This window comes from Streptomyces sp. NPDC089799, from assembly GCF_040684755.1.
Lineage (GTDB): Bacteria > Actinomycetota > Actinomycetes > Streptomycetales > Streptomycetaceae > Streptomyces.
In genome coordinates this window covers 50,217-75,566 of the sequence record NZ_JBFBGR010000021.1, presented here as the reverse complement: position 1 = coordinate 75,566, position 25,350 = coordinate 50,217, and the positions used below count along the sequence as shown (strand labels likewise).

Here is a 25,350-nt window from a genome sequence, read left to right as displayed (position 1 = left end):
CGGATGCACTCAGCCGGCCCGTCGATGTGCCTTGGAACGCGACCTTTTCTCGATGTACATGCGCTGGTCGGCAGAGCGCAGCACTTCCTCCGCGGACATTCCGCAGCTGGCCCAGCCGATGCCGAAACTCGCGCCCACCCGTACGGCGCGGCCGTCGACCCGGATCGGCGGGATGATCGCGTTGCGCAGCCGGACGGCGAGGTCGGCGGCGTCGGCGGCACCGAGGCCGTCGGCGAGGACGACGAATTCGTCACCACCCAGCCGGGCGACGGTGTCACCGTCCCTGACGCCCGTCGTGAGCCGCCGCGCCACCTCGATGAGGACCGCGTCCCCGGTGTGGTGGCCGAAGCGGTCGTTGATCGATTTGAAGCCGTCCAGGTCGCAGAAGAGCACGGCCAGGCCCTTGGTGCCGTCGTCCACGTCGGCGGAGGGTGCCACGGCGTGGACGTGGTGGTCGTACGGCCCGCCGCCGTGGCCGGGGGCCCCGGGCTCCCGGGGCTGCGCCTGGGCCTGTGCCTGGGCCGGGGTGAGGGTGGGTGGGAACTCGAAGGGGTCGGCGTAGCCGTCGCCCCGGTACCCCTCCCCCGGGTGCGTCTCCGTCCGGTACCCGTCCGCCGGGTACGCATCCGGTGGGTACGCGCCCGGTGGGTACGCATCCGTTGGGTAGGAGTCCGGCGGGTACGAGTCCGGCGGGGGGTACGGCTCCGTCTGGTACCCGCTCCCCTGGTAGCCGTTCGCCTGGTAGCCGTTCCCCTGGTACCCGTCGCCGGGGTGGCCGTCGGGCTGGAAGCCGTGCTCGCCGGTGTCGGGCCGGGGCGGGCGGCCCTCGAAGGCCGCGTCGAGCGCCTCCACGGCTCCGTTCCGCACGGATTGTGGCCGGCGACACAGCCGTGAGGCGAGCCGGGCGCGCAGTTCGGCGCTGTTGGGGAGGCCGGTCAGCGAGTCGTGGCTGGCCCGGTGGGCGAGCTGCAGCTCGTGCCGCTTGCGCTCCTCGATGTCCTCGACGTGCGTCAGCAGGAAACGCGGACCGTCGGCGGCGTCGGCGACCACCGAGTTGCGGAGCGAGACCCAGACGTAGGAGCCGTCGCGGCGGCCCAGCCGGAGCTCGGCGCGCCCGCCCTCGGCGGAGGTCCGCAGCAGGGTCCCGATGTCCTCGGGGTGGACCAGGTCGGAGAAGGAGTAGCGGCGCAGCACGGACGCGGGGCGGGCGAGCAGCCGGCACAGCGCGTCGTTGGTGCGCAGCAGCCGGCCGTGCTGGTCGCCGCCCATCTCGGCGATGGCCATGCCGCTGGGCGCGTACTCGAAGGCCTGCCGGAACGACTCTTCGCTGGCGCGGAGCGCCTGCTGTTCGCGCTCCAGCCGGACCAGGGCGCGCTGCATGTTCGCGCGGAGCCTGGCGTTGCTGATCGCGATGGCGGCCTGGAACGCGTACATCTGCAGGGCTTCGCGCCCCCATGCGCCGGGGCGGCGCCCGTTGCGCGGACGGTCGACCGAGATGACTCCCAGCAGCTCGCCGCCGGACGCGTACATGGGCGCGTAGAGCCGGTCCTCGGGGTGCCATTCGTCGTGGAAGCGCGGTTCGGGGCCCTCGGTGTGCCATTGCGGGACGTCGTCCTCGAACAGGACCCAGCCCTCGGTGTGCGGGATGAAGCGCAGGCCGTCCCAGCACTCGCCCATCGCGAGCCGGCGGTCCCAGGAGGCGCGGGAGCCGACGCGGCCGGTGATCAGGGCTTCGGCGGCGGGGTCCCCGGCGAACGCGGCGACGACCAGATCACCGTCGGGGCGGACGAGGTTGACACAGGCGAGTTCGTAGCCGAGGCCGACGACGATGCCGTCCACGACGGTCTGCAGGGTGTCCGCCAGGCTCCGAGCCGTGTTGAGCTCGGCCACCACCTGATGGAGCTGCCGCAGGGTCGCAAGGCGGACGTACGGCTCCGACTCGGTCTCCATTGCTCGCTCTCCCCGAGACCTCGACAGCAACTCCAGGTTCGTCATCGGCGTTTCGTTGCGGTGTCCCGTCCACTGAATCACAGTGAGCTGTGCGGCAGGTACACAGGGTCAACAAATCTTGCTCTCTGTGACTCAAGTCACATGGTATGAAAAGAAGGCCGCCTCATGGGCGGGTCACCACCGGAGCCCGGACCGTGTCCTTCGGCCTAGGTCTCGCACTCCGACCTTGGTCCCCCCACGGGTCCGCCCGGGGCCCGATGCGGGGCGCGGGAGCCCGAGACTAGCGTTCCGGACGTGCCGAACACGAGAGCTGAGACGCGAGCCGAAACCCTTCATGCTGAAGGCGTGAGCGAAGACGAGTTCCGCGCCGCCATGTCACGGCTGGCCGCGGGTGTGGTGCTGGTGACCGCACAGGAGCCGCCGTTCGGCGAGGACGTCGGCATGACCGCGACGGCCTTCATGTCCGTGTCCCTGGATCCGCCGCTGGTGCTGGTGAGCGTGCGCGAGGGATCCCGGATGGACGACCTGCTGGACGAACAGCCGCTGTGGGCGGTGTCGGTGCTGGCGGAGCACCAGCGGCAGGTGGCGGGCCGGTTCTCGATGAAGAACCGGATCAGCGACCGGCTGCTGTTCGCCGATCTCCCGTACGTGCGCGGGGAACTGAGCGGGGCTCCGCTGATCGGCGGCGCCCTGGCCACCCTGGAGTGCCGTACGGAGTCCAGGACCGCGGCCGGGGACCACACCCTGGTGGTGGGACGGGTGCTGAGCGCGTCCGTACCGCCGGGCGAGGCCGGGCCGCTGGCGTACTTCCGGGGGCGGTACCGGCAGCTGGGGGCGTAACGCACGGCACCGGGAGAGGAAACGGTCCGGCGGCCGGTGGCCGACGCTCCGGCTACCAGTCGCGGCCGGCTCGGCCCCGCTTGGTCTCGGCGCGCGCCTTCTTCTCGCGCAGGCGACGCTCGTTGATGCCCCGCGGGATCTTCGTGGCCCGGCGCGCCTTCGGCGGCGGCGCGGTGGCCTCGGCCAGCAGCGAGGCGAGACGGACCAGCGCCATCTCCCGGTTGCGCAGCTGTGAGCGGTGCTCCGAAGCGCGAACGGTGAGCACACCGTCCACCAGCCTCGGGGCCAGCCGCTCCAGCGCACGCTGCTTCCAGACCTCCGGCAGGGCGGAGGTGGCGGCGACGTCGAAGAGCAGCTCCGCCTTCGAGTCGGAGGTGTTCACGTGTTGCCCGCCGGGCCCCGAGGAACGCGAGAAGCGCCACCGGAGCTCGGCCTCGGGCACCACGACCGAACCGCGGATGACATAGGGACCAGGCATGCCCTCATGGTCGCGCCCGCGCACGGCCCCCGTCACCCCCATTTCGCCGGACGTTCCGACGGCCACTCGCCCGGCTGGAACCTTCACCTCCCCTCCCTGCGTTATGACAGTCAGCGATAGCTTGGCCACACCGGCCCCGAGGCCGGTCCCGAGGTCATGGTTCGAAGAAAGGGACATCCGATGGCGGTAAGCCTGTCCAAGGGCGGCAACGTCTCGCTCACGAAGGAGGCACCGGGCCTCAGCGCGGTCACGGTCGGCCTCGGCTGGGACGTCCGTACGACGACCGGTGTGGACTTCGACCTGGACGCGTCGGCCATCGCGGTGAACGCGATGGGCAAGGTCGTCTCCGACGGCCACTTCGTCTTCTTCAACAACAAGTCCACCCCGGACCAGACCATCGTCCACACCGGTGACAACCGGACCGGCGAGGGCTCCGGCGACGACGAGTCGATCAGCGTCAACCTGGCCGGCCTGTCCCCCGAGATCGACAAGATCGTCTTCCCGGTCTCCATCTACGACGCCGAATCCCGCAGCCAGAACTTCGGCCAGGTGCGCAACGCGTACATCCGCGTGGTCAACCAGGCCGGTGGCGCCGAGATCGCCCGCTACGACCTCTCGGAGGACGCGGCGACGGAGACCGCCATGGTCTTCGGCGAGCTCTACCGCAACGGCGCCGAGTGGAAGTTCCGCGCGGTCGGCCAGGGCTACGCCTCCGGCCTGACGGGCATCGCCCAGGACTTCGGCGTCAACGTCTGACAGGCGCCGACGGCCGACCCGGGCCGGTATGCGCCCCGGGTCGGCACCCGATCCACCAGCCGGGCACAGTGGCGGACTCCCCTTCTCAGCCGTCCGGGGAGGGGCCTCCGCCACCGAGTGCCCGGAGCGGGGCGCAAGGCGCGGGCTGCGGGCTGCGGGCTGCGGGGTCAAGGTGCGGGGCGCAAGGCCGGGCAACCGGAACCGCTCACCCCTTGGGCTTGTCCGCCCCGTACAGCCAGTTCTGCCACACCTGCTCGTCGAGGTCCTTGCCGGTCCGCTGCTCGGTGTAGGCGACGAAGTCCGCGGTGCTCGCGTTGCCGTGCCGGTGCTCCGCCGTCCAGCCGCGCACGAGGTCGAAGAACTTCCGGTCCCCGACCTCCTGCCGGATGCGGTGCAGCACCATCGCGCCCCGGTAGTACACGGGGTCGTCGGAAATCGCCTTCGCCGACGGAGGATTGGCGGGCGGGAAGGCACCCCAGTCCGCGTCCGCGGACGGATCGGCCTTCGTGTCGCCCTTCAGGAACGCCCGGAAGTGCTCCTCGGCGGTGAGCCCGCCGTGGTCCTCCGACCAGAGCCACTCCGCGTACGTCGCGAAGCCCTCGTTGAGCCACATGTCCTTCCAGGACTTCGGCGACACCGAGTTCCCGAACCACTGGTGCGCCATCTCGTGCACCACCAGGTCATCGGTCGGCGCGCCCGGATAGACCGGCCGAGTCTGCGTCTCCAGCGCGTACCCGAGGGTGTCCTCCGCCTCCACGACGGCACCCGCGGCGTCGAACGGATAGGCGCCGAACCGCCGGCTCCCCCAGTCCACGATCTCCGGGATCCTGCCCAGCGCCTCGGCGCTCGCCGCGGCCTCCTCCGGCGCGACGGCGTTGTACACCGGGATCCCGGACGCGGTCCTGCCGGTGGTGACGCGGTACTTCCCGATGGCGGCGATCGCCAGATAGCCGGCCATCGGCTGCGCGCTCCGCCAGCGGAACGCGGAGGTGCCGTTCTTCTCGGTCCGGGACTCCAGCCGCCCGTTGGACACCGCCTCGTACCCCTTGGGGACGGTCAGCGTGATGTCGTAGGTGGCCTTGTCGCTCGGGTGGTGGTTCCCGGGGAACCAGGCCATCGACCCGACCGGCTCGCCGACCGCCACGGCCCCGTCCCCGGTCGGGATCCAGCCCTCCGCGGACCCGTCCGGGTCGTTCACCGTCCTCGGCTTGCCCGAGTACGTGACGACCGTACGGAACTCCTGGCCCTTCTTCAGGTCCTCGGCCGGGCGGACGGTCAGCTCCTGGCCGGTCCGGTTGAACCGGGCGGACGCGTCCTGGACCTTCACGTCCTCCACGTCGAGCCCGGACAGGTCGAGGTTGAAGGAGCTCAGCCCCTGCGTGGCCCGGGCCGTGATGACGGCGGTGCCGGACAGCCGGCCGCTGTCGGGCCGGTAGTCGATCGCCAGGTCGTAGTGGCTGACGTCGTACCCGCCGTTCCCCGCCTTCGGGAAGAACGGGTCCCGGAGCCCGGCAGCACCGGGCCGCCCCTGCACCGTGCTCCCGGTACACCCCGTGGTGAGGGCGAGGAGAGCTGCGGTGACGGGGGCGGCGGCCCGGAAGAACGTGCGGTTGTCCACCACTTGATACTAGGACGTGCGGCGGCCCACGACGCTCAGTGATCCGGTCAGTCGTTGAGCGACTCCACACCGGCCTTCGCGTACTTCTCGTCCAGGTCGCCGCTCGGGGCGCCGGCGACACCGACGGCCGCGATCGGGGCGCCGTTCAGCTGCACCGGGGCGCCGCCGCCGAGGAAGAGCGTGCCGGGGATGTCCTTCAGGTTCGGGGTCTGGGCGAGCCGGCCCGCGAGCACGGAGGTCGGGGCGTTCCAGGACACGGCGGTGTACGCCTTGCGCTGGGCGGACTCGAACGACTGCGGGCCCGCGCCGTCACCGCGCAGGGTGACGATCGTGTTGCCGTTCCGGTCGACGACGGCGACGGTGACGCGCTGGTTCTCCTTCTGCGCGGCCTTCAGGGCGGCCTGCGCGGCCTTCGTCGCGGCATCGACGGTCAGGTGCGTGCTGGTGGTGAAGTTGTCGTTGTCGCTCTTCTTGGCCGCAGCGGCGGGCTTGGCGGCGGGAGCGGCGCTGGCACTGACGGCACCGAAGGTGCCGGCGCCGATCGCGACGGCGAGGGCGGCACCGGTGAGGACGCGGGTACGGGTGTTCATGCGGATGCTCCTTGGCGTGTGGGCGGGTCGCGCTGCGGGTACTCGCCGGCCGCGCTGCGGGGCCGGTGTCCTTCCGCACCACCCATGCTGGTCCCGCACCGGGCCCCACCCCGTCCCCGGACCGGCTCGGCCCACGACCCGAACCGGTTGACCCCGGGGTCAACCGATCGGCTGATGCGGGGGGCCGTCCAGGGGGAGTTTCCTGGTCAGAGGGTGCGCCCCGAAGCGTGCGCCGAGCACTGCGAGCGGGCGTACGGACGGGGCGCACCCTGCATCCGGGCTCTGGCTTGGCGCCGGGCGCGTGGCGCCGGGCGCCTGACGCAGGGCGCGTGACGCCAGGCGCCACGCGTCGCCCGGCGCCTTGCTGCCCGCCCACCGGTCGCGGGCGGGTCCGGTCCCGTCACGGTCGGCCGTAGGGCGGCCTCGCCCGAAGCCCGCTTCCCCGGAGCCCGACCTGGCCCGGAGGCCATCGCCGTGGCCCGGAGGCCATCGCCGTTCCGCGAAGTCGCGGCACGATGGACGTACCAGCTGACCCGAAAGGACCGCCGTGACCGCAGGTCGATCCAGCACAAGCGGCTCCGGCAGAAGCACCGGCCGGGTCCCCGGCCGCGGCCCGAGTGCCGCCACCCGCTCCCACACCCGCACCCGCGCCCTCGCCGCGGTCATGCACGCCGCCTTCTTCCTGCTGCTCACCGCGTCGGTGACCCGCTTCCTCCTGCGCCACCCCGGCGAACCCCGCACCCCCTGGGTCATCGCGCTGAGCATCACCCTGGCCCTGCTCTACGTCCTCGGCCCGGCCGTGGGCCGCACCGGCACCCCACCCGCCCCGGGCCCGGCCGGCACACCCGGCACGGCCCGGGGTACCGCCCGGGATGCGGCCCGGAGCCTCGGCCCCGCCCGCCGTCTGCTGTGGCTCGGCCTCGTCATCGCCGTCTGGGTCGTCCTCGTCCTCCTCGCCCCCAGCTTCGCCTGGTGCGCCGTCCCGCTCTTCTACACCGCCCTCCGCACCCTCCCGCCCCGCGCCGCCGTGGCCATCGTCGGCCTGCTCACCGCCCTGGTCGTGGCCGCGAACCTGCGCCTGGCCACCGGCCCCTTCGACCCCAACCTGCTGCTCGCCCCGCCCGCCGTCGCCGCCCTCGCGGCCGCGGTCTTCATCCACATGGAACGCCAGGCAGCCGATCAGCAGGCACTCATCGACGACCTGATCCGCACGCGCCGCGAACTGGCCGCCACCGAGCGCCGCGAGGGCACCCTCGCCGAACGGCAGCGGCTCTCCATGGAGATCCACGACACGCTGGCCCAGCACCTCTCCAGCCAGCAGATGCTGCTCCAGGCCGCCGACCGCACCTGGGACGCCGACCCGGGCACCGCCCGTGCCCACGTCCGCACCGCCAACGAGATCGCCGCCCGCGGCCTCGCCGCGGCCCGCCGGCTGGTCTCCGACCTCGCCCCGCCCGAACTGGACAACGGCGCGGGGCTCCCCGATGCCCTGCGCGGGCTCGACGCCGGTCCGGACATCACCGTCCGCTTCCATCTGGAGGGCACTCCGGTGCAGCTGCCCGACCGCACCCAGTCCGCCCTGCTGCGCATCGCCCAGGGCGCGCTGGCGAACGTACGGGAGCATTCCGGTGCCCGCACGGCCGCGCTGACGCTGAGCTTCCTGGGCGATCAGGTGGTCCTGGACGTCGCCGACGACGGCCGGGGGTTCACGGGGTCCCGTGCGGAGGGTCCCGGAGGTTCCGGGGACCTCGTCGGTCCCGACGGGAGGGACCGTACGGACCGCGGCCACGGCCTGCCCGCCATGCACGCCCGGGTGCGCGGGCTGGGTGGCACCCTCACCATCGAATCCGTCCCCGGCGAGGGAACGGTCCTCTCCGCCGCGCTGCCCCTGGAGCCCGCCCCATGAGCACCTCCCGTACGCCCCGTACGCCCACCACGATCCTGCTCTGCGACGACCACGTGGTCGTCCGGGCCGGGCTGCTCGCCCTCCTCGGCAGCGAACCCGACATCGAGGTGCTGGGCGAGGCCGGCAGCGGCGAGGAGGCGGTCGCACTGGCCGCCAAACTGCACCCCGACGTGGTCCTGATGGACCTCCAGCTCGGGGAGGGGATCGACGGGGTGGAGGCCACCCGCCGGCTCACCGCACTGCCCCGGCCGCCGCACGTACTGGTCCTGACGACGTACGACACGGACGCCGACATCACCCGCGCCATCGGGGCGGGGGCGACCGGGTACATGCTGAAGGCGGAACGCCCGGAAGAGCTCTTCGCGGCGATCCACTCCGCCGCCGAGGGCCGTACGACCCTCTCCCCGCCGGTCGCCAGCCGCGTGATGGCCCACATGCGGGGCTCGCGCCCCACCTTGACGGAACGTGAGCTGGACATCCTGGGCCAGCTCGCACACGGCCTCGGCAACCGCGAGATCGCCCGCGCCCTCTTCATCAGCGAGGCCACGGTCAAGACCCACCTGGGCCGCATCTACGACAAACTTGGCGTGGACACACGCGCGGGCGCGGTGGCGGTGGCCAAGGAGCGGAGGCTGCTGCCGTAGGCGCGGGGATACGGCGCCACTGCGGCGGCCCGCTACTCACCCCAGCCCCACCGGGCCCGGGCGGGGGTTGCCCACCCGCCACCCGGCACGGTGTCGCCGGGCTGCCGGACGACGCGGTGAGGCGGGTCGGGGCAGCGACCGGACTCCTGCCGGACGGAACCGGCCGGCGAGCGGGGTGGCGGCGCAGGCGTGACACCATCGGTCGCATGCTCGACATCGGCTACTCCCTCTCCCGCCGCTTCCCGGACCCGCCGCAGACCGACTACCGCACCGCGGACGTCCACACGCTGCGCCACGACCTGTTCTGCGGGGACGTCTACCTCGCCGACACCGAACAGGACCGGGAGCTGTCCACAGCCTGGGGATGGGTGCCGGTACTTGACTTCGCCTGGGCGCTCTGCGACATCGTCGAGCAGCTCGACCAGGACCCCCGGGGCAGCCGGTCGTCGAGCAGCCGGTACGCCGAGCTCGACTTCACCGAGTCCACGGACCGGATGCTGTTCGAGCGCCGGTTCGGGTGGGTGGACGTCGAGGCCGACTGGATGCCCGCCGAAGAGGCCCCGCTGACCTTCGGCCACAAGCTGCTGCGCCGCGAGGCCCGCGACTTCCTGCACGACCTGATCGCCGATCTCGTCGACATGCACGAAGGGCTCGCCGACAACCCGGCCATCTGGAGCCTGCAGTCCCGGTTCCCCCGCGTCCCTGCCTGACCGCCGCGGGCGCTAGCTCGTCGGTTCCACCCGGATGCCCAGCTCGGCGGCCAGCGCCGGTGCCAGGTCCAACAGCTGTGGCGGGCTGATCACCGCACCCGACAGGCGGTCCAGGCCGCGTACGACGTCCAGTTCGACCGCGCCCCGCAGGTCCACCTCGGCCAGCCGCGCCCCGGAGAAGTCCGCCCCGCGCAGCACGCAGTCCCGGAACTCCACCCGCTCCAGTTCCGCGCCCCCGAAGTCCGGTTCGGCCAGCACCACGCCCTCGAACACCACGTCCGTCAGCCGGGCTCCCCGCAGGTTCAGGTAGTCGATCTTGCCGCCGCGGACCAGGACGCGCTCCAGCACGGCACCGTGCGCCTGGATCCCGCCCAGCCGGGCCTCGATCAGCTCCACGTCCCGGAGACCGGCCCCCGCCAGGTCCGTGCCCACGCCGCGCACCCGTTCCAGAACGCAGTCCGTGAAGCGGGCGCTCCGCAGGTGCGTCTCGGCCAGGGCGCAGTCGGCCAGCCGGCAGTCCAGGAACCGGGCCCCCGTCCCGTCCTGCCCGTCCAGCTCCAGCCCCGCGAACTCCAGGCCGTCGTAGTCGCCCTCCGGCTCCAGACCGCCGCCCCCGTACGGCTCCAGTTCCGGCAGGTGGATGGTCGGCCGTGTCGCTGTGCGTCGTGCTGTCGGTCTTGCCTTTCGCGCCATTCCCCCATGCTGGACCACGCCTCTGACATCCGTCCGGCAGGTGCTTGCCGCTCAGGCCGTGCCCAGGGCCGTCAGTGGCGCGTCCGTCAGGCGGTAGACGGACCACTCGTCCTGCGGGCGCGCACCCAGTGATTCGTAGAAGTCGATCGCCGGGGCGTTCCAGTTCAGCACCGACCACTCCAGGCGCTGGTAGCCCCGCTCCACGCAGGTCCGGGCCAGCTCCGCCAACAGGGCCTTGCCGTGGCCGCCGCCCCGCGCCGAGGGGCGCACGTACAGGTCCTCCAGGTAGATGCCGTGCACCCCGCGCCAGGTCGAGAAGTTCAGGAACCAGATCGCGTACCCGACCACCTCGCCCGCGTCCGTCTCGGCGATGTGCGCGAACGCCGCGGGCCGCTCCCCGAACAGCGCCTCGCGCAGCTGCTCCTCGTCGGCGCGCACTTCGTGCAGGGCCTTCTCGTACTCCGCGAGCTCGCGGATCATGGCGTGGATGGCGGGAACGTCGGCTTCGGTCGCAGTCCTGATCATGTACGCAGCCTAGGACGGCCGGATGGTCAGACGGTCAGACGGCCCTTCCGTTCTTTCGTCTTCCCGTCCTCTTGTCCGCCGGTCCTCTTGTCCGCCGGTCCGGCTGCCCCCTGTCCCCTGCCCCCTGCCGCCCGCGGGCTCCCTCAGCGGCCCAGGAGACGTTCCGCCGCCGTGCGCTGTTGCGGGTCCAGGGAGCGTTCGCCGTCCTCCACGTCCCACAGCGCGTTCTGCACCAGCCGTCCCAGCGTCCAGCAGCGCGCGCGGTCCCGGTCCAGCCCCATGACCTCCGTCATCAGGTCGAAGCGCCACCGCACGTCGTCCGCGTCGAACAGGTTCCCCAGGGCCGGCCACAGCTCGAAGGCCGGGTCCCCGGCGAGCGGCTTCGGGTCGATCGCCAGCCACGGCTCGCGGGCGCCGGCCAGGACGTTGTCGAAGTGGAGGTCCCAGTGCAGGAGCCGGTCCCCGGGCTCCCCCGCGACCTCCGCCAGGGCGGCCGCGCAGTCCCGGAGCAGGTTCCGGTCCCGGTCATCCGCCAGGCGTGCGGCCGCCTCCGGTACGGCCGCCAGCAGGTCCGCGGCCATGTCGCCCAGGCGCCGCAGGCCCGGTGGCGCCGGTACGGACGTCAGGCGGGCCAGCAGCTCCGCGATCACCCGCACCGCCCGCCGGGGGTCCGCCCCCGCGACCGCCGAGAGCGGGCGGTTCTCGTCGAGGCGTTCCAGCAACAGCGTCCCGGTCTCCGGGTCGTGCCGCAGCAGCCGTACGCAGCCGTGCCCGTCCCAGGCGCGCAGCGCGACCGGCTCGCCCGCCGTCTCCTCGTCCACCGCCTGCAGCTTCAGCACGGCCGGCGTGCCGTCGGCACGGTCCACCGGGAGCACCAGCGCGGCCACGCCGTGCATCGCCGGACCCGACCGGCGCAGCCGCCAGCGGTCCAGGAACTCCGCCGTGCGGCGGGGCAGCGCCTCGATGAAGGCCCGGCCGGCCTCCCCGTTCCATTCCAGCTGTGATTCGACCAGAGCCGGAGGGATGTCCACCATTTCCACCATGCGCCGACGCTAGCCGTCGCGCGGGCGCCGTCCGTTTCCCGCGCCGTCCGGCTGCCGCGCAGCTGCCGGCCGGCTGCCGGGCGACTGCCGGGCGGCCACCGAACATTCGTCCCGGACCTGGACACGCATCCGGAACGCGGTGTAGCAACTCCCCCATGACCAGCGCGAGCGCGACGATCAACGGTGGAATCTCCTTCTGGTACGCGACCCACGGCACCCCGCCGCCCCGCGCACCCCTCACCTCCGACGCCACCGCCGACGTCGTCATCGTCGGCGGCGGATACACCGGTCTGTGGACGGCGTACTACCTCAAGCAGGCCGCCCCCTTCCTCCGGGTCACCGTGCTGGAACGGAAGTTCTGCGGCTACGGGGCCTCCGGCCGCAACGGCGGCTGGCTCTACAACGGCATCGCCGGCCGCGACCGCTACGCCGCACTCCACGGCCGGGACGCCGCCGTGCGGCTCCAGCAGGCCATGAACGACACCGTCACCGAGGTCATCGACGTCGCGGGGAAGGAGTCGATCGACGCCGACATCCACCGGGGCGGCGTCCTGGAGGTGGCCCGCACCCCCGCCCAGCTGGCCCGTCTCAAAGCCTTCCACGAGGCGGAGGCCGGGTTCGGCGAGACCGACCGGGTGCTGCTCGGCGCCACGGAGACCCGGGCCCGCATCGACATCGCCGACGCCGTCGGCTCCTCCTGGACCCCCCACGGCGCCCGGATCCACCCCGCCAAACTGGTCACCGGCCTCGCCGATGCCTGCGAACGGCTCGGCGTCACCATCCACGAGTCCACGCCGGTCACCGAGATCGCCCCGAAGCGCGCCGTCACCCCGTACGGAACCGTCCGCGCGCCCTACGTCCTGCGCTGCACCGAAGGCTTCACCGCCGGGCTGAAGGGCCAGAAGCGGTCGTGGCTCCCCATGAACTCCTCCATGATCGTCACCGCCCCGCTCCCCCCGGAGACCTGGGAACGGATCGGCTGGGACTGCCGCGCCACCCTCGGCGACATGGCCCACGCCTACATGTACGCCCAGCGCACCGCCGACGACCGCATCGCCATCGGCGGCCGGGGCGTCCCCTACCGCTTCGGCTCCCGCACCGACAACGACGGCCGTACGCAGCCGGAGACCATCACCGCGCTCACCCGGCTCCTCACCGGGTTCTTCCCCCTGCTGACCGGCGTGGAGATCACCCACGCCTGGTCCGGCGTACTCGGCGTCCCCCGCGACTGGTGCGCCACCGTCACCCTCGACCGCACCACCGGCCTCGGCTGGGCCGGCGGCTACGTCGGCTCCGGCGTCGCCACCGCCAACCTCGCCGCCCGCACCCTCCGCGACCTGGTCCAGCAGGACTCCGGCCAGGCCGGACCCACCGACCTGACCACCCTCCCCTGGGTCAACCACCGCGTCCGCCGCTGGGAACCCGAACCCCTGCGCTGGCTCGGCGTACACGCCCTCTACGCCGCCTACCGCGAGGCCGACCGCCGCGAAGGCATCCACCAGAGCGCGTCCACCGCACCCCTGGCACGGCTCGCCGACCGGATCTCCGGCCGCCACTAGGGCCCGTCAGCCCGTGGCCCGGCGGGCCGCGTTCGCCTGCCACTCCCGGCCGATCGAGCGCACCAGCGCCGGGTACACCCCCAGGTACCGGAAGGGCTTGATGCCGAGCATGTAGAGGGAGCCGAGGCGGCCGTTGGGCTTCACCAGGACGGCCATCTGGCCGCGGTGGCCGCCGTTCCCGTCGGGGACCCAGCCGATGTGCAGCACCCCGTGCATGGTCTTGTTGGCGCACTCGGCGGCCCACTCGTCGTGCGTCTCGAAGACCGAGGTGAAGGGCGCCGAGCCGAGGTCGGGCCCCCGCGGTCCCTCGCGCAGGTCGTCCGGCAGCCGGTCGCGCAGCGACGCCACGCGGCCGCCGATGCCCGAGCCGGGCTCGTCCCAGCCGAGCAGCGCTCCCAGCTTCCAGCGCACCGCGAAGAGGAAGCGGCCCACCGGGTTGCCGCCGTCCGGGCCGCCCTTGCCGTCGGCCATCTGCCGGACCAGGTGGTGCAGGTCGTCCGGACCTCCCGGCGTCGGCAGCGCCCACACGTCCTCCAGCCTGAAGTCGCCGGCGACCTCGTGGATCCGCCAGGGCCTGGACGTGTGGTCGGTTGGGGCAAGGCGCAGATCGCTCATCACGGACCCCTGTCTATACGGTGGCGTATAGATCGAGCATAGACCGATCCATACGGCGCCGTATACTTCGATTTCCGGGACAGGTGATCCGGGACAGGTGAGGGGAGACGCGGCATGGGCGCGATCCGTACGCCGCGGGCCACGTGGATCGAGCAGGGACTGCGGGCGCTCGCCGCCGGCGGACCCGAGGCCGTCCGCGTGGAGGTGCTCGCCCAGGAACTGGGAGTCAGCAAGGGCGGTTTCTACGGCTACTTCCGCAACCGGGCCGCCCTGCTGGAGGAGATGCTCGACACCTGGGAACGCGGGGTCACCGAGGACGTCATCGAGCAGATCGAGCGCGACGGGGGCGACGCCCGCGAGCGGCTCGGACGTCTCTTCGACTTCGTGGGGTCCGCCGACACCCCCGTGACCGGCCCCGGGGTCGAGCTCGCCATCCGCGACTGGGCCCGGCGCGACGAAGCGGTCGCACACCGCCTCCGGCGCGCCGACAACCGGCGCATGGACTATCTCCGGGAGCTCTACGGGGCCTTCTGCCCCGACGAGGGCGATGTCGAGGCCCGGTGCCTGATCACCTTCTCCCTCCGCATCGGCGACCACCTCATCGCGGCCGACAACGGCCCCCGCAGCCGTACGGAAGTCCTCGCCGCAGTCAGGAACCGGCTGTTCGACTAGCCGGGCCGGGACCGGTGGGACCGGCCTGGCAGCGCCCCCGCTCCTCCCCGAACTCCAGCCCCTCGATCACCCGCGCCGTCGCCACCGCCGGCAACACCAGCCGCCACATCCCCTCCACCCGCCGCGGCAGGTCCACCCGGCCCGACTCCACGTGCGAATGCATCTGCGCCCCCGCACACGCATCGACCACCAGCCGCGCCAGCGCCTCCACGTCCACCGAGCGCCGCAGCTCCCGCCGCCTCACCGCCAGCCGGAAATCCCCCGACAGGACCTCGGTCCACAGCCGGTGCACGTTCTCCCCCGGCTCGATGAACCGGTCCGCCTCCAGCACCAGCCGCGCCCCCGCGAACAGCAACGCGTCCGTCAACAGCCGGTACGCCCAAGTGAGCGTCAGGTCGACGGCGTGCTGCAGCCCCTCCGAGGGCAACGGCGGACTCACCAGCTCCGGCTGCGCACGCACGATCTCCCGGGCCAGGGCCTCCTTGGACGGGAAGTGGAAGTACATCGCCCCCAGCGTCATCCCCGCCCGGTCGGCGATCCGCGTCACGCTCGCCCCGGCGAACCCCTCCTCGCCGAAGACCTCGGCCCCCGCCTGGATGAGCGCCGCCCTCGTCCGCAGGGCGCGGTCCTGCTTCACGGTCCGCGGCACGGATCCCACCTCTCTCGGCACCTCGACGGAGAACAAAAGTACCGCTCGATTTTTTTCCGGCCGGTCCACCCGACACCACGTTCACGCACCGGCAACAGCAGCCCGGCCCCGCCACCACCCCACTCGACTCGCGCCCGGCCGCCACCCGGCGCGAGCCATGGCCGTGGGGCACACCCCCTGGCGGGTGCGCCCTTCCCGTCGAGCCGTTCGGCCGGGCCAGAGGAGGGCCGGTGAACCCGTGCCATCAAGCGCGGTCTCGACGGCTACACCCGTCGACGAAGGGCAGAGCTGCGAACCGGGGACAACGCCTGATCCGCAGCTCCGGCCGGATCGGCGCACAACCCGCAGGCCGGCTGCCGGACTCTGCCGACACCGACCTGACGGCCGGCCGGCCGGCCATGGTCATGCGAAAGGGCCGGCGCCGGGGAAACACGCCCCTGCGCCGGCCCTTCGCGTCGAGCCCCCTGTCGGGTTCGAACCGACGACCCCCGCTTTACAAGAGCGGTGCTCTGGCCAGCTGAGCTAAGGAGGCGTAACCGCCCTCACTCTACACAGCAGCCGATTCCCCGAGCCATCAGATTGACCACGGGTGCTGACAAGAAGCGAACCGCCGGGTAGCGTCACCGGGAAGTCCGTCATGGACTAGACCAACAACACTCCTTTACTCGGATCGTCCGGCACGTTCCTGCCGGTGAAGGGATGCATCACCATGGCTTCTGTCACCTTCGACAAGGCGACCCGGCTGTACCCCGGCGGCGACAAGCCCGCCGTCGACGCGCTCGACCTGCAGATCGAGGACGGCGAGTTCCTCGTCCTCGTCGGCCCCTCCGGCTGCGGCAAGTCCACCTCGCTCCGGATGCTCGCCGGCCTGGAGGACGTCAACGGCGGAGCGATCCGCATCGGCGACCGCGACGTCACCCACCTGCCGCCCAAGGACCGGGACATCGCGATGGTGTTCCAGAACTACGCGCTCTACCCGCACATGACCGTCGCCGACAACATGGGCTTCGCCCTGAAGATCGCCGGCGTGGACAAGGCCACCATCCGCCGGAAGGTGGAAGAGGCCGCGAAGATGCTGGACCTCACCCAGTACCTCGACCGGAAGCCGAAGGCGCTGTCCGGCGGCCAGCGCCAGCGCGTGGCGATGGGCCGCGCCATCGTCCGCAAGCCGCAGGTCTTCCTCATGGACGAGCCGCTGTCCAACCTGGACGCCAAGCTCCGCGTGTCCACCCGTACGCAGATCGCCGCCCTGCAGCGCGACCTGGCGATCACCACCGTCTACGTCACCCACGACCAGGTCGAGGCCATGACCATGGGCGACCGGGTGGCGGTCCTCAAGGACGGTCTGCTCCAGCAGGTCGACACCCCGCGGAACATGTACGACCGCCCGGCGAACCTGTTCGTCGCCGGCTTCATCGGCTCGCCCGCCATGAACCTGGTCGAGGTGCCCCTCACCGACGGCGGCGTGAAGTTCGGCGACTCCGTCATCCCCGTCTCCCGGGAAGCGCTCTCCACCGCCGCCGACGCGGGCGACCGCACGGTCACCGTCGGCGTGCGCCCCGAGCACTTCGACATCAGTGACGAGGGCGGCCTGACGATGACCGTGAACGTGGTCGAGGAGCTCGGCGCCGACGGCTACGTCTACGGCACGGCGCAGGTCGGCGGGAAGGCCCAGGACCTGGTGGTCCGCGTGGGCGGCCGGCAGGTGCCGGAGAAGGGCTCGAAGCTGCACGTGGTGCCGCGCGGCGGCGAGACCCACGTGTTCTCGACCTCCTCGGGCGAGCGCCTCTCCGACTGACGGGGGAACCCGTCGGGTACGTGGCGGAGGCGCTCGGATCCGTCCGGGCGCCTCCGGCCGTTCCGGGGGACAGGTCGTCGGAGTCCACTGCAGACCGGACCTTTTCGAGCGGTGTGCGTCAACACGGGATTCGAAAAACCACGTCGAACCGTCCCTCGACAGGGTGACTGAATGTCGCCAAATCCTCACCGAGCGCTACTCTCGCCCTCGTGACCCACACCGCCCGCCGTATCGGCCGTTCCCTCGCCCTCGTCCTGCCCGTCGTCCTGGTCCTGTCCGGGACCCTCGCGGTCACCATGGTTCCCTGGGCCGACAACTCCCCGTCCCAGATCCTCACCGCCTCCGCCGAGGACGTCTCCGTCCCCGCGAAGCCGCTCGCGGCGCAGGAGGTGCTGCGCGACAAGCTCCTCGGGGAGCTGCAGCAGGGTGCGCAGCCGGGCGAGGTCCTGACCCACCTCCAGCAGGCGGTCGACAAGCGGCCCTCACTGGCGGACCACTGCGTGGGCATCGCGCGCGCGCTGGGCCGGGCGGCCGTCGAGAAGTACGGGCCCACGAAGGCCCAGTCGTACTCCCGCCCCGTGTGCGACACCTCGTACGCGGCAGGTGTCGCGTCCTCCGTCCAGTAGTGACCGGCAGCGGCCTGCATAGGCTGCCGTCATGACGGAACCTTCCGACGCTCTTTCCGGCGCCGTCTCCGGCGCCTCCCGCTCCGCGGCCGCGCACCCGGCCACGCCCCGCCAGGCCGTCGTCCTGGCGGGCGGCCAGGGTTCGCGGCTGCGCCCGTATACGGACGACCGTCCCAAGCCGATGGTGGAGATCCCCGGCACGGGGATGCCGATCATCGGGCACCAGCTTGCCTGGCTGGCGTCCGAGGGCGTCACCGACGTGGTGATCTCCTGCGGTCATCTCGCGGAGGTGCTCCAGGAGTGGCTGGAGCGGGCGGACCTGCCGCTGCGGGTGGCCACGGTGGTGGAGAAGGAGCCGCTGGGCCGGGGCGGCGGGCTGAAGTTCGCCGCCGCCCGGCTGCCGCACCCGGGTGAGGCCTGGTACGCGACCAACGGGGACATCTGGACCCGGTTCTCGCTGCGGGAGATGGCGGAGTTCCACACCGAGCGGGCGGCGACCGCCACGCTGGCGCTGGCCCGGCCGCGCATCCCGTGGGGCGTGGTGGAGACCAACGAGTTCGGGCAGATCCTCGACTTCATCGAGGCCCCTCCCTCGCCGTACCTCATCAATGCCGGCGTGTACGTCTTTTCGGGTGAATTCGCTTCCCTGCTGCCGGATTTCGGGGATCACGAGCGGACGACGTTCCCGCACCTGGCGCGAGAGCGCCGGCTGGCCGGCTTTCCGCTGCCCCAGGGGGCGTACTGGCGGGCCATCGACACGGCGAAGGACCTGACCGAGGCGGCACGGGAACTGGCGGCGCAGGCGCGCCCCTGAGCCCGCGGGCCGCGCCCTGAGCCCGCGGGCAGTCGGGCGGACACGTAGATGCGCAGTCACGCAGATGCGCAGGCACACGGAAGAGGGGCCCGGCGCATGGTGCGCGCCGGGCCCCTCCTGTGTGCCGGGCCTGCCCTGCCCGCCGTCAGCCGAGGAGGCTGCCGACCAGGCCGGGCTTGCGGGTCGTGGGGGTGTCCGAGCCGCCGCCGCTGCCGCCCGTGCTGCCGCCGCCGCTGCCGCCGCTGCCGGAGGACGAGGAGGACGGCCGCTGCTGGGTGGTCGACTGGCGGGGGCTCTGCGAGCGGGGGGTCTGCTTGCCGGTGGCGCCCCGGGTGGCCGAGGGCGATCCGGACGAGGAGGTGCCGCCGGTGCCCGTGGTGGCCTTGGCGCCCGTTCCGGGGGTGGTGCGGCCGGACTTGGTGGGCTGTGAGGGCTTCACCGAGGGGTTGGTGTGGGAGGGGGCCTGCCGGGCGGGGGTGCGGGAGGTACCGGGTTCCTGCGGGAGCGGGGAGCCGGGGAGGTAGTTGCTCGGGGCGTCGCCGGGGCCCGGGACGGTGACGACGGTGCTGGAGCGGACGGCGCTGCCGAGCAGGGAGCCGACGAGCAGGGTGAGGCCGACGACCACGGAGGCCACGACGGTTCCGCGGCGGAGGACCCGGCGGCGGAGCTGCCAGACCTCGGAGCGCGGGCCGAGGGTCCGCCACGCCTCGCCGGAGATGCGGGCGTCGAGGGAGTAGACGGGAGCGCCGGCGATGACCAGGGGGCTCCAGGCGGCCAGGTAGATGATGTCGGGGGCGTCGTAGGCGGGAACGGTCTTCCAGCTGACGGTCATGAGCAGCGCGGCCGACAGCAGTGCGCCGAAGCAGGCGGCGAAGCGCTGCCACAGGCCGAAGACGGTGAGTACGCCGACGATGACCTGGAGGAAGGCGACGGTGAGGCCGGCGCCGACGGGGTGGGAGAGCGCGAAGTCGCGGAGCGGCTCGGCGAGGGCCCAGGGGTGCAGGGTGTGCAGCCAGGTCACCATGGAGCCGCGTTCGCCGCCGTCGAAGTAGACGGGGTCGCAGAGCTTGCCCATGCCGGCGTAGATGGAGATGAATCCGAGGAAGACGCGCAGCGGGAGCAGGACGACGCCGAGGTTCATCCGGCGGTCGGGGTAGTACGAGGCGTTGCCGGGGCGGCCTTCGCCCTGGGGGCGGCGGATGTCGGCGACGGGCTCGTCGGGGGTGCCGTAGCCGGTTCCGGCCCGGTGGGACGGGTCGCGTACGGCGGACAGCGGGCGGGTTTCGAAGGCGTCGGCGTCGCTGTCGGCGGTGCCGACGTAGCTGCGCTGGCCGATGACGGTCGGTGTGGGGAGGGTGTCCTCGGAGAGGTCCCGGTCGAGGTCGACTCGGGGGATCACCTGGGTGGCCCCGCCGTCGAACGCGTCGCGGCCGCGGCCGGCTTCGCGTACGGCCTGGAGCAGCCCGCCGGTGGCGGCCGCGGCGTCGCCGCCGGGGCCGGCCTTGCCGCTCCACACCACGGGGGCCCGGCGGGGGCGGCGGCCTGCGGCGGCTGCGGCGACGGCCGCGCCGAGTGCGGGGACGCGGGCCGGGCCGGCGGGCAGGGAGCCGGACTTGGGACGCGCGCTCGGGCTCGGTGCGAGCCGCACGCGGAAGCTGGCGTGGTTGACGATGACCTGTGCGGGGTCGCACGGCACCTTGACCATGCTCAGCGCGGGCTGGTCGTCGAACCTGGGCGTTCTTGTGTCCACACTCATCTAACCGAGTGATCAATGTTTAGGACACTGCCTTGACATCACGGATCTGTCCGAGACCCGTCAAGGCGCCACATTTCGGCCATCGGGGTGACCCGCCGCGGGACGGACGCACGGCGGGTGGATGCACGGCGGGTGGATGCACGGCGGGACGGGGCGGGGTGATCCCGCTCCGTCCCGCCGGGGTGCTCAGGCGCGGCGGCGGGCCGCTTCGTAGAGGACCACGCCGGCCGCGACACCGGCGTTGAGGGATTCGGCGCCGCCCGGCATCGGGATGCGCACGAGGAAGTCGCAGGTCTCGCCGACGAGCCGGCCGAGTCCCTTGCCCTCGGAGCCGACGACGATCACGACGGGGCCGCCGAGCGCCTCCAGGTCCTGGACCTCGTGCTCGCCTTCGGCGGCGAGGCCGACGACGGTGATGCCGGCCTTCTTGTAGTCCTGGAGGGCGCGGGTCAGGTTGGTGACGCGGGCGACCGGGGTGCGGGCGGCGGTGCCCGCCGAGGTCTTCCAGGCGCCGGCGGTCATGCCGGCCGCGCGGCGCTCGGGGATGACCACGCCGTGGCCGCCGAAGGCGGAGACGGAGCGGACGATGGCGCCGAGGTTGCGCGGGTCGGTGACGCCGTCCAGGGCGACGATGAGCGGGTCCTGGCCCTCGTCGTAGGCCTCGGCGGTGAGGTCCTCCGGGTGGGCGTACTCGTACGGCGGGACCTGCAGGACGAGGCCCTGGTGGTTGAGGCCGCCGGTCATGCGGTCCAGCTCGGGCCGCGGCGCCTCCATCAGGTTGATGTTGCCGCGGTCCTGGGCGAGCGCGAGGGCCTCGCGGACCCGCTCGTCGTTGTCGATGAACTGCTGGACGTAGAGGGTGGTGGCGGGCACGCCGTCGCGCAGGGCCTCGAAGACCGGGTTGCGGCCGACGACCATCTCGCTGGTGCCCTTGGGGCCGCCGCGGCGCGGGGCGGGGCGGCGCTTGGCCGCCTGCCGGGCCTTGGCGTTGGAGATGCGGAAGGCCTTGTGGCCCTTGCGGTCCTCGGCCTTGGGCGTGGGGCCCTTGCCCTCCAGGCCCTTGCGCCGCTGGCCACCGCTGCCGACCGTCGCGCCCTTCTTGTTGGACGTGCGGCGGTTCCTGCGCTGGCTGTTCCCGGCCATGACCTCTACCTGTTTCGTTGGCAATGCAATACGTACGTATGAAGAGTGTGCCGCCCGGAGCGCCGGGCGGCCACCAATCCCGGCTGCCCGGGGCTCACCGGCTGTCCGGGGCTCAGCGCGTGCCGAGGCTCCACCGCGGCCCGGTGGGGCCGTCCTCGATGGCCAGCCCGGACTGCTGCAGCTGGTCGCGGATGGCGTCGGCGGTGGCCCAGTCCTTGCGGGCCCGAGCGGACTCGCGCTGTTCCAGGACCATGCGGACCAGGCTGTCCACGACGCCGTGGAGGTCCTCGCCGCGGTCGGTCTCGCCGGCCCACTGCGGGTCCAGGGGGTCCAGGCCGAGGACACCGAGCATGGCCCGGACCTCGGAGAGCCGGGCGATGGCGCTGTCCTTGTCGTCGGCGGCCAGGGCGCTGTTGCCCTGCCGGACCGTGGTGTGGACGATGGCGAGCGCCTGGGGGACGCCGAGGTCGTCGTCCATGGCCTCGGCGAACGCGAGCGGCACCTCGGCGGCGGGCTCGACCGGCCCGCCCGCCTTCTCCACCACCCGCTGGACGAAGCCCTCGATGCGGGCGAAGGCCGATTCGGCCTCGCGCAGCGCCTCTTCGCTGTACTCGATCATCGACCGGTAGTGCGGGGTGCCCAGGTAGTACCGGAGGACGATGGGGCGCCAGTTCTTGACCATCTCGGAGACGAGCACCGAGTTGCCGAGGGACTTGGACATCTTCTCGCCGGACATGGTGACCCAGGCGTTGTGCACCCAGTACGAGGCGAAGTCGTCGCCGAAGGCCTTGGCCTGGGCGATCTCGTTCTCGTGGTGCGGGAAGATCAGGTCGAGGCCGCCGCCGTGGATGTCGAAGGCGGTGCCCAGGTACTTGTGCGCCATGGCGGAGCACTCCAGGTGCCAGCCGGGGCGGCCGCGGCCCCACGGGGTCTCCCAGGAGGGCTCGCCGGGCTTGGTGGCCTTCCACATGGCGAAGTCGCGGGGGTCTCGCTTGCCGGTCTCGCCCTCGCCGGACGGCTGGAGCAGGTTGTCCAGTTCCTGGTTGGAGAGCCCCAGGTAGCCCGGGAAGGAGCGCACGTCGAAGTAGACGTTGCCGTCGGCCTCGTAGGCGTGGCCGCGCTCGATCAGGCCGCGCATCATCTCGACCATCTCGGTGACGTGTCCGGTGGCGCGCGGCTCGTAGGTGGGCGGCTCGCAACCGAGGGCGGCGTAGCCGTCGTTGAAGGCGCGCTCGTTCTCGTAGCCGATGGACCACCAGGGGCGGCCCTGCTCGCCGGACTTGATGATGATCTTGTCGTCGATGTCCGTGACGTTCCGGACGAAGGTGACGTCGTAGCCGCGGTACTCGAACCAGCGGCGCATGATGTCGAAGTTCAGGCCGGAGCGGATGTGCCCGATGTGCGGGGCGGCCTGCACGGTCGCACCACAGAGGTAGATCGAGACGCAGCCCGGCACGAGCGGGGTGAAGTCGCGGATCTGCCGGGCGCTGGTGTCGTACAGGCGAATAGTCACGGCATCCAGGGTAGTGCCCGTGAGCCAGTGCCCCGCGACCCTGTGGAAAGGGGCGCGGGGCCGGTGTCGGCGGGTGCCGCGGCCCGGGCCGGGCCGGTGCGGGCCCTCAGCCCCGGTCGGTGCGGTACACCAGCGCGGTGGCGATGGCGGCCAGACCCTCGGCGCGGCCGGTGAGCCCGAGGCCGTCGGTGGTGGTGCCGGAGACCGAGACGGGCGCGCCGGCCGCGGCCCCGAGCGCCTTCTGGGCCTCGTCCCGCCGCTTGCCGACCTTCGGCCGTACGCCGATGACCTGCACGGCCACGTTCCCGATCTCGAATCCGGCGGCGCGGACGATACGGGCGGCCTCGGCGAGCAGGGTGACTCCGGAGGCGCCGGACCATTCGGGGCGGTCGGTGCCGAAGTGGGCGCCGAGGTCGCCGAGGCCGGCCGCGGAGAAGAGGGCGTCGCAGGCGGCGTGGGCGGCGACGTCTCCGTCGGAGTGGCCGGCCAGTCCGTACTCCTCGCCTTCCCAGAGGAGGCCGGCGCACCACAGCTCGCGGCCCCGTTCGAAGGCGTGCACGTCGGTTCCGATGCCGACGAGGGGCAGCGGCACGGCGGGGGCGGTGGGATCAGTAGGCATCGGTGGCCCTCCTGCGGGCGAGTACGGCTTCGGCGAGTACGAGGTCCAGCGGGCGGGTCACCTTGAAGGCTTCCTCGTGGCCGGGGACCAGGACCACGGGGACGCCGAGCTTTTCCACCATTCCGGCGTCGTCGGTGGCGCCCTCGCCGTTGACGGCGATGGTCTCGTGCGCCCGGACCAGGGTGGCCCGGTCGAAGCCCTGGGGGGTCTGGACGGCGCGCAGCCGGGACCGCTCGGGGGTGGCGACGACGGGCTCGGCCTCGCCGGGCCCGCCCGGCTCGACCTCCTTGACGGTGTCGGAGAGCGGCATCGCGGGGACGACGGCGGGCGCGCCGTCGCGGACGGCCTCGACGACGGTGTCCACGGTGTCGACGGGGACCAGCGGGCGGGCGGCGTCGTGGATGAGGACGGCGGTGATGTCGTCCGGGAGGGCGTCGAGGCCGGCCCGGACGGACTCCTGGCGGGTGTCGCCGCCGGGGACGACCAGGACATCGGTGCGCTCGGGCAGGGCGTGCTCGTCGAGCAGGTTCCTGACCTCGCCGGCGCCGTCGGGCGGGGCGACGACGACCACGAGGGAGACGGCCCGCGAGCGGGCCATCGCGCGGACGGCGTGGATCAGCATGGGCGTGCCGCCGAGCGTGCGCAGGGCTTTGGGTGCGCCGGGGCCCAGCCGGACGCCGCGGCCCGCGGCGGGGATGACGGCGGCGGTGCGGTGGGCGCGCGCGGGAGTCGCGGGGCGCGAATCGTCAGACATCGTTGCTCCGGGCAGAGACATCGGTCGGCGGCCAGGTTTGTGGCTTCGGCCGACATGGGTATGGCCTGAAGCGTGCCGGGTGCGATGCCCTCGCCCCTTCCGTGACGACCGGTCGAGCCGGCTGCCCGGACCCGGCACGCCAGAGGTGCAAGGTGTAGCCAGACGTACGTGTACGTGTGCGTATGAGTGTGTGCGTGGTGCGTGCGCGGGTGTTGCCGTGCGTTCGCGCGGTTGCGGTGCGTGTGCAGGCTGTGGTGCGTGTGCAGGCTGTGGTGCGTATGCCGGGCCTTCGCCTGCACAGGGCTTTGCGTGTGCAGGGCTTTGCGTGTGCAGGGCTTTTGCGTGTGCAGCCGGACATGCCGCAGCGCCCGGCAACGGGCCCTCTCGAAAATGAGAGGCGCCGTCATCGGGCACCGCGGCACACTGTGTCAAGCGGTCCGTGCTGTTCGCGTCAGGACGCGAGGACCTCGTCGAGGAGGGCCTCGGCCTTGTCCTCGTTGGTGTTCTCGGCGAGCGCGAGCTCGCTCACCAGGATCTGACGCGCCTTGGCGAGCATGCGCTTCTCGCCCGCGGACAGTCCGCGCTCGCGCTCACGACGCCACAGGTCGCGCACCACTTCGGCGACCTTGATGACATCGCCGGACGCGAGCTTCTCCAGATTTGCCTTGTAGCGACGGGACCAGTTCGTCGGCTCTTCGGCATACGGCGCGCGCAGCACCTCGAAGACCCGGTCCAGCCCGTCCTGGCCGACCACATCGCGAACGCCGACGAACTCCGCATTGTCCGCAGGCACACGAACCGTCAGGTCGCCCTGAGCGACCTTGAGCACCAAGTAGGTCTTGTCCACGCCTTTGATCTGGCGAGTTTCGATGGCCTCGATCAGCGCGGCCCCGTGATGGGGATAGACCACGGTGTCGCCAACCTTGAACGTCATGTGACAGGTACCCCTTCCGTGGCTATCCAGGGTAACACGAGAACGGACCGTTATGAATGGCGTTTTCGCAGGTCAGGGCCTATCTCGGGGCTTGACAACAGCGGCGGGGACGTGCTGCGGAAGGCTTCCGGAGGGGGGTATTCGC

The 25,350-nt window shown here is 72.3% G+C and carries 25 protein-coding genes and 1 tRNA gene; 10 read left to right on the top strand and 16 right to left on the bottom strand.

From position 1 onward, the window contains the following. Positions 1–9: 9 nt before the first annotated feature. Entirely contained in the window at positions 10–1,950 is a 1,941-nt protein-coding gene (gene cdgB / locus AB0O36_RS22965) for a diguanylate cyclase CdgB (protein ID WP_365113463.1), read from the bottom strand. A gap of 294 nt (positions 1,951–2,244) precedes the next feature. Between cdgB and AB0O36_RS22960 the strand changes: the two genes are divergently transcribed. Further along, positions 2,245–2,790 (top strand): flavin reductase family protein, encoded by a 546-nt coding sequence (locus tag AB0O36_RS22960; protein ID WP_365113461.1) that lies wholly within the window; start codon positions 2,245–2,247, stop codon positions 2,788–2,790. Between the two features lie 52 nt (positions 2,791–2,842). Here AB0O36_RS22960 and arfB read toward each other — a convergent pair whose 3' ends face one another. After that, the gene (gene arfB, locus AB0O36_RS22955; RefSeq protein ID WP_365113459.1) at positions 2,843–3,268 is read right to left on the bottom strand and encodes an alternative ribosome rescue aminoacyl-tRNA hydrolase ArfB; all 426 of its coding nucleotides are present in this window, start codon (positions 3,266–3,268) and stop codon (positions 2,843–2,845) included. Between the two features lie 180 nt (positions 3,269–3,448). Between arfB and AB0O36_RS22950 the strand changes: the two genes are divergently transcribed. After that, positions 3,449–4,024, top strand: a complete 576-nt coding sequence (locus AB0O36_RS22950) for a TerD family protein (protein WP_365113457.1) — start codon at positions 3,449–3,451, stop codon at positions 4,022–4,024. 205 nt (positions 4,025–4,229) lie between these two features. On the opposite strand, the gene AB0O36_RS22945 is transcribed toward AB0O36_RS22950, so the two are convergent. Next, the gene (locus AB0O36_RS22945) at positions 4,230–5,642 is read right to left on the bottom strand and encodes a M1 family metallopeptidase (protein ID WP_365113455.1); all 1,413 of its coding nucleotides are present in this window, start codon (positions 5,640–5,642) and stop codon (positions 4,230–4,232) included. A 47-nt stretch (positions 5,643–5,689) separates the two neighbouring features. Continuing rightward, positions 5,690–6,232, bottom strand: coding sequence for a heme-binding protein (locus AB0O36_RS22940; protein ID WP_365113453.1), 543 nt, complete (start codon positions 6,230–6,232; stop codon positions 5,690–5,692). A 664-nt stretch (positions 6,233–6,896) separates the two neighbouring features. On the opposite strand from AB0O36_RS22940, the gene AB0O36_RS22935 reads away from it, so the two are divergent. From AB0O36_RS22935 to AB0O36_RS22925, 3 genes are all read left to right on the top strand, one after another. Then, positions 6,897–8,138 (top strand): sensor histidine kinase, encoded by a 1,242-nt coding sequence (locus AB0O36_RS22935; protein ID WP_365113606.1) that lies wholly within the window; start codon positions 6,897–6,899, stop codon positions 8,136–8,138. Next, complete coding sequence (locus tag AB0O36_RS22930) at positions 8,135–8,782, top strand: response regulator transcription factor (RefSeq protein WP_365113451.1); 648 nt, start codon at positions 8,135–8,137, stop codon at positions 8,780–8,782. The genes AB0O36_RS22935 and AB0O36_RS22930 overlap by 4 nt, the downstream gene beginning before the upstream one ends. Before the next feature lie 206 nt (positions 8,783–8,988). After that, positions 8,989–9,492: a hypothetical protein gene (locus tag AB0O36_RS22925; RefSeq protein ID WP_365113449.1), complete on the top strand. Its 504-nt coding sequence runs from the start codon at positions 8,989–8,991 to the stop codon at positions 9,490–9,492. Between the two features lie 12 nt (positions 9,493–9,504). On the opposite strand, the gene AB0O36_RS22920 is transcribed toward AB0O36_RS22925, so the two are convergent. The 3 genes from AB0O36_RS22920 to AB0O36_RS22910 form a co-directional block, all read right to left on the bottom strand. Beyond that, complete coding sequence (locus AB0O36_RS22920; RefSeq protein ID WP_365113447.1) at positions 9,505–10,185, bottom strand: pentapeptide repeat-containing protein; 681 nt, start codon at positions 10,183–10,185, stop codon at positions 9,505–9,507. 51 nt (positions 10,186–10,236) lie between these two features. Then, positions 10,237–10,710: a GNAT family N-acetyltransferase gene (locus AB0O36_RS22915; protein WP_365113445.1), complete on the bottom strand. Its 474-nt coding sequence runs from the start codon at positions 10,708–10,710 to the stop codon at positions 10,237–10,239. 143 nt (positions 10,711–10,853) lie between these two features. Continuing rightward, on the bottom strand, positions 10,854–11,744 hold the full coding sequence (locus AB0O36_RS22910; RefSeq protein WP_365113604.1) for an aminoglycoside phosphotransferase family protein: 891 nt from the start codon (positions 11,742–11,744) through the stop codon (positions 10,854–10,856). Positions 11,745–11,908: 164 nt separating this feature from the next. Between AB0O36_RS22910 and AB0O36_RS22905 the strand changes: the two genes are divergently transcribed. Further along, the gene (locus AB0O36_RS22905; RefSeq protein ID WP_365113443.1) at positions 11,909–13,312 is read left to right on the top strand and encodes an FAD-dependent oxidoreductase; all 1,404 of its coding nucleotides are present in this window, start codon (positions 11,909–11,911) and stop codon (positions 13,310–13,312) included. Positions 13,313–13,318: 6 nt separating this feature from the next. On the opposite strand, the gene AB0O36_RS22900 is transcribed toward AB0O36_RS22905, so the two are convergent. Then, a complete protein-coding gene (locus AB0O36_RS22900) occupies positions 13,319–13,927 on the bottom strand; it encodes a DUF2867 domain-containing protein (protein ID WP_365113441.1) in 609 nt (202 codons plus the stop codon). Positions 13,928–14,041: 114 nt separating this feature from the next. Here AB0O36_RS22900 and AB0O36_RS22895 point away from each other — a divergent pair, with 114 nt between their 5' ends. Then, positions 14,042–14,599 carry a TetR/AcrR family transcriptional regulator gene (locus tag AB0O36_RS22895; protein ID WP_365113439.1) on the top strand — a complete coding sequence of 186 codons (558 nt, stop codon included), beginning with the start codon at positions 14,042–14,044 and terminating at the stop codon, positions 14,597–14,599. On the opposite strand, the gene AB0O36_RS22890 is transcribed toward AB0O36_RS22895, so the two are convergent. Together AB0O36_RS22890 and AB0O36_RS22885 are read right to left on the bottom strand one after the other, a co-directional pair. Next, positions 14,577–15,248: a ScbR family autoregulator-binding transcription factor gene (locus tag AB0O36_RS22890; protein ID WP_365113438.1), complete on the bottom strand. Its 672-nt coding sequence runs from the start codon at positions 15,246–15,248 to the stop codon at positions 14,577–14,579. The two genes, AB0O36_RS22895 and AB0O36_RS22890, sit on opposite strands and share 23 nt — an antisense overlap. 458 nt (positions 15,249–15,706) lie before the next feature. Further along, positions 15,707–15,780 (bottom strand) — tRNA-Thr (locus tag AB0O36_RS22885). Positions 15,781–15,957: 177 nt separating this feature from the next. On the opposite strand from AB0O36_RS22885, the gene ugpC reads away from it, so the two are divergent. The 3 genes from ugpC to AB0O36_RS22870 all read left to right on the top strand — a co-directional run bounded on the left by ugpC (position 15,958) and on the right by AB0O36_RS22870 (position 18,486). Further along, complete coding sequence (gene ugpC / locus AB0O36_RS22880; RefSeq protein ID WP_365113436.1) at positions 15,958–17,046, top strand: sn-glycerol-3-phosphate ABC transporter ATP-binding protein UgpC; 1,089 nt, start codon at positions 15,958–15,960, stop codon at positions 17,044–17,046. Positions 17,047–17,255: 209 nt separating this feature from the next. Then, complete coding sequence (locus AB0O36_RS22875; protein WP_365113434.1) at positions 17,256–17,672, top strand: hypothetical protein; 417 nt, start codon at positions 17,256–17,258, stop codon at positions 17,670–17,672. A 31-nt stretch (positions 17,673–17,703) separates the two neighbouring features. Then, the gene (locus AB0O36_RS22870; RefSeq protein ID WP_365113432.1) at positions 17,704–18,486 is read left to right on the top strand and encodes a nucleotidyltransferase family protein; all 783 of its coding nucleotides are present in this window, start codon (positions 17,704–17,706) and stop codon (positions 18,484–18,486) included. A 145-nt stretch (positions 18,487–18,631) separates the two neighbouring features. Here AB0O36_RS22870 and AB0O36_RS22865 read toward each other — a convergent pair whose 3' ends face one another. The 6 genes from AB0O36_RS22865 to AB0O36_RS22840 form a co-directional block, all read right to left on the bottom strand. Next, positions 18,632–20,242, bottom strand: a complete 1,611-nt coding sequence (locus AB0O36_RS22865; RefSeq protein ID WP_365113430.1) for a DoxX family protein — start codon at positions 20,240–20,242, stop codon at positions 18,632–18,634. Between the two features lie 186 nt (positions 20,243–20,428). Then, on the bottom strand, positions 20,429–21,385 hold the full coding sequence (gene rlmB, locus AB0O36_RS22860) for a 23S rRNA (guanosine(2251)-2'-O)-methyltransferase RlmB (RefSeq protein WP_365113428.1): 957 nt from the start codon (positions 21,383–21,385) through the stop codon (positions 20,429–20,431). A 112-nt stretch (positions 21,386–21,497) separates the two neighbouring features. Further along, positions 21,498–22,898: a cysteine--tRNA ligase gene (gene cysS, locus AB0O36_RS22855; protein WP_365113426.1), complete on the bottom strand. Its 1,401-nt coding sequence runs from the start codon at positions 22,896–22,898 to the stop codon at positions 21,498–21,500. A gap of 106 nt (positions 22,899–23,004) precedes the next feature. After that, a complete protein-coding gene (ispF, locus tag AB0O36_RS22850; RefSeq protein WP_365113424.1) occupies positions 23,005–23,517 on the bottom strand; it encodes a 2-C-methyl-D-erythritol 2,4-cyclodiphosphate synthase in 513 nt (170 codons plus the stop codon). Next, entirely contained in the window at positions 23,507–24,271 is a 765-nt protein-coding gene (gene ispD / locus AB0O36_RS22845) for a 2-C-methyl-D-erythritol 4-phosphate cytidylyltransferase (RefSeq protein WP_365113422.1), read from the bottom strand. The genes ispF and ispD overlap by 11 nt, the downstream gene beginning before the upstream one ends. Before the next feature lie 451 nt (positions 24,272–24,722). Then, the gene (locus AB0O36_RS22840; RefSeq protein WP_003953493.1) at positions 24,723–25,205 is read right to left on the bottom strand and encodes a CarD family transcriptional regulator; all 483 of its coding nucleotides are present in this window, start codon (positions 25,203–25,205) and stop codon (positions 24,723–24,725) included. Positions 25,206–25,350 lie beyond the last annotated feature (145 nt).

Coding starts and splice junctions, on each gene's coding strand:
- AB0O36_RS22905 (WP_365113443.1), top strand. CDS start 11,909: ATGACCAGCGCGAGCGCGACGATCAACGGTGGAATCTCCTTCTGGTAC.
- AB0O36_RS22935 (WP_365113606.1), top strand. CDS start 6,897: ATGCACGCCGCCTTCTTCCTGCTGCTCACCGCGTCGGTGACCCGCTTC.
- AB0O36_RS22950 (WP_365113457.1), top strand. CDS start 3,449: ATGGCGGTAAGCCTGTCCAAGGGCGGCAACGTCTCGCTCACGAAGGAG.
- ugpC (WP_365113436.1), top strand. CDS start 15,958: ATGGCTTCTGTCACCTTCGACAAGGCGACCCGGCTGTACCCCGGCGGC.
- AB0O36_RS22900 (WP_365113441.1), bottom strand. CDS start 13,927: ATGAGCGATCTGCGCCTTGCCCCAACCGACCACACGTCCAGGCCCTGG.
- AB0O36_RS22870 (WP_365113432.1), top strand. CDS start 17,704: ATGACGGAACCTTCCGACGCTCTTTCCGGCGCCGTCTCCGGCGCCTCC.
- AB0O36_RS22840 (WP_003953493.1), bottom strand. CDS start 25,205: ATGACGTTCAAGGTTGGCGACACCGTGGTCTATCCCCATCACGGGGCC.
- AB0O36_RS22915 (WP_365113445.1), bottom strand. CDS start 10,710: ATGATCAGGACTGCGACCGAAGCCGACGTTCCCGCCATCCACGCCATG.
- AB0O36_RS22920 (WP_365113447.1), bottom strand. CDS start 10,185: ATGGCGCGAAAGGCAAGACCGACAGCACGACGCACAGCGACACGGCCG.
- AB0O36_RS22925 (WP_365113449.1), top strand. CDS start 8,989: ATGCTCGACATCGGCTACTCCCTCTCCCGCCGCTTCCCGGACCCGCCG.
- cdgB (WP_365113463.1), bottom strand. CDS start 1,950: ATGGAGACCGAGTCGGAGCCGTACGTCCGCCTTGCGACCCTGCGGCAG.
- AB0O36_RS22865 (WP_365113430.1), bottom strand. CDS start 20,242: ATGAGTGTGGACACAAGAACGCCCAGGTTCGACGACCAGCCCGCGCTG.
- rlmB (WP_365113428.1), bottom strand. CDS start 21,385: ATGGCCGGGAACAGCCAGCGCAGGAACCGCCGCACGTCCAACAAGAAG.
- AB0O36_RS22940 (WP_365113453.1), bottom strand. CDS start 6,232: ATGAACACCCGTACCCGCGTCCTCACCGGTGCCGCCCTCGCCGTCGCG.
- arfB (WP_365113459.1), bottom strand. CDS start 3,268: ATGCCTGGTCCCTATGTCATCCGCGGTTCGGTCGTGGTGCCCGAGGCC.
- AB0O36_RS22895 (WP_365113439.1), top strand. CDS start 14,042: ATGGGCGCGATCCGTACGCCGCGGGCCACGTGGATCGAGCAGGGACTG.
- ispF (WP_365113424.1), bottom strand. CDS start 23,517: ATGCCTACTGATCCCACCGCCCCCGCCGTGCCGCTGCCCCTCGTCGGC.
- AB0O36_RS22930 (WP_365113451.1), top strand. CDS start 8,135: ATGAGCACCTCCCGTACGCCCCGTACGCCCACCACGATCCTGCTCTGC.
- AB0O36_RS22910 (WP_365113604.1), bottom strand. CDS start 11,744: ATGGTGGACATCCCTCCGGCTCTGGTCGAATCACAGCTGGAATGGAAC.
- ispD (WP_365113422.1), bottom strand. CDS start 24,271: ATGTCTGACGATTCGCGCCCCGCGACTCCCGCGCGCGCCCACCGCACC.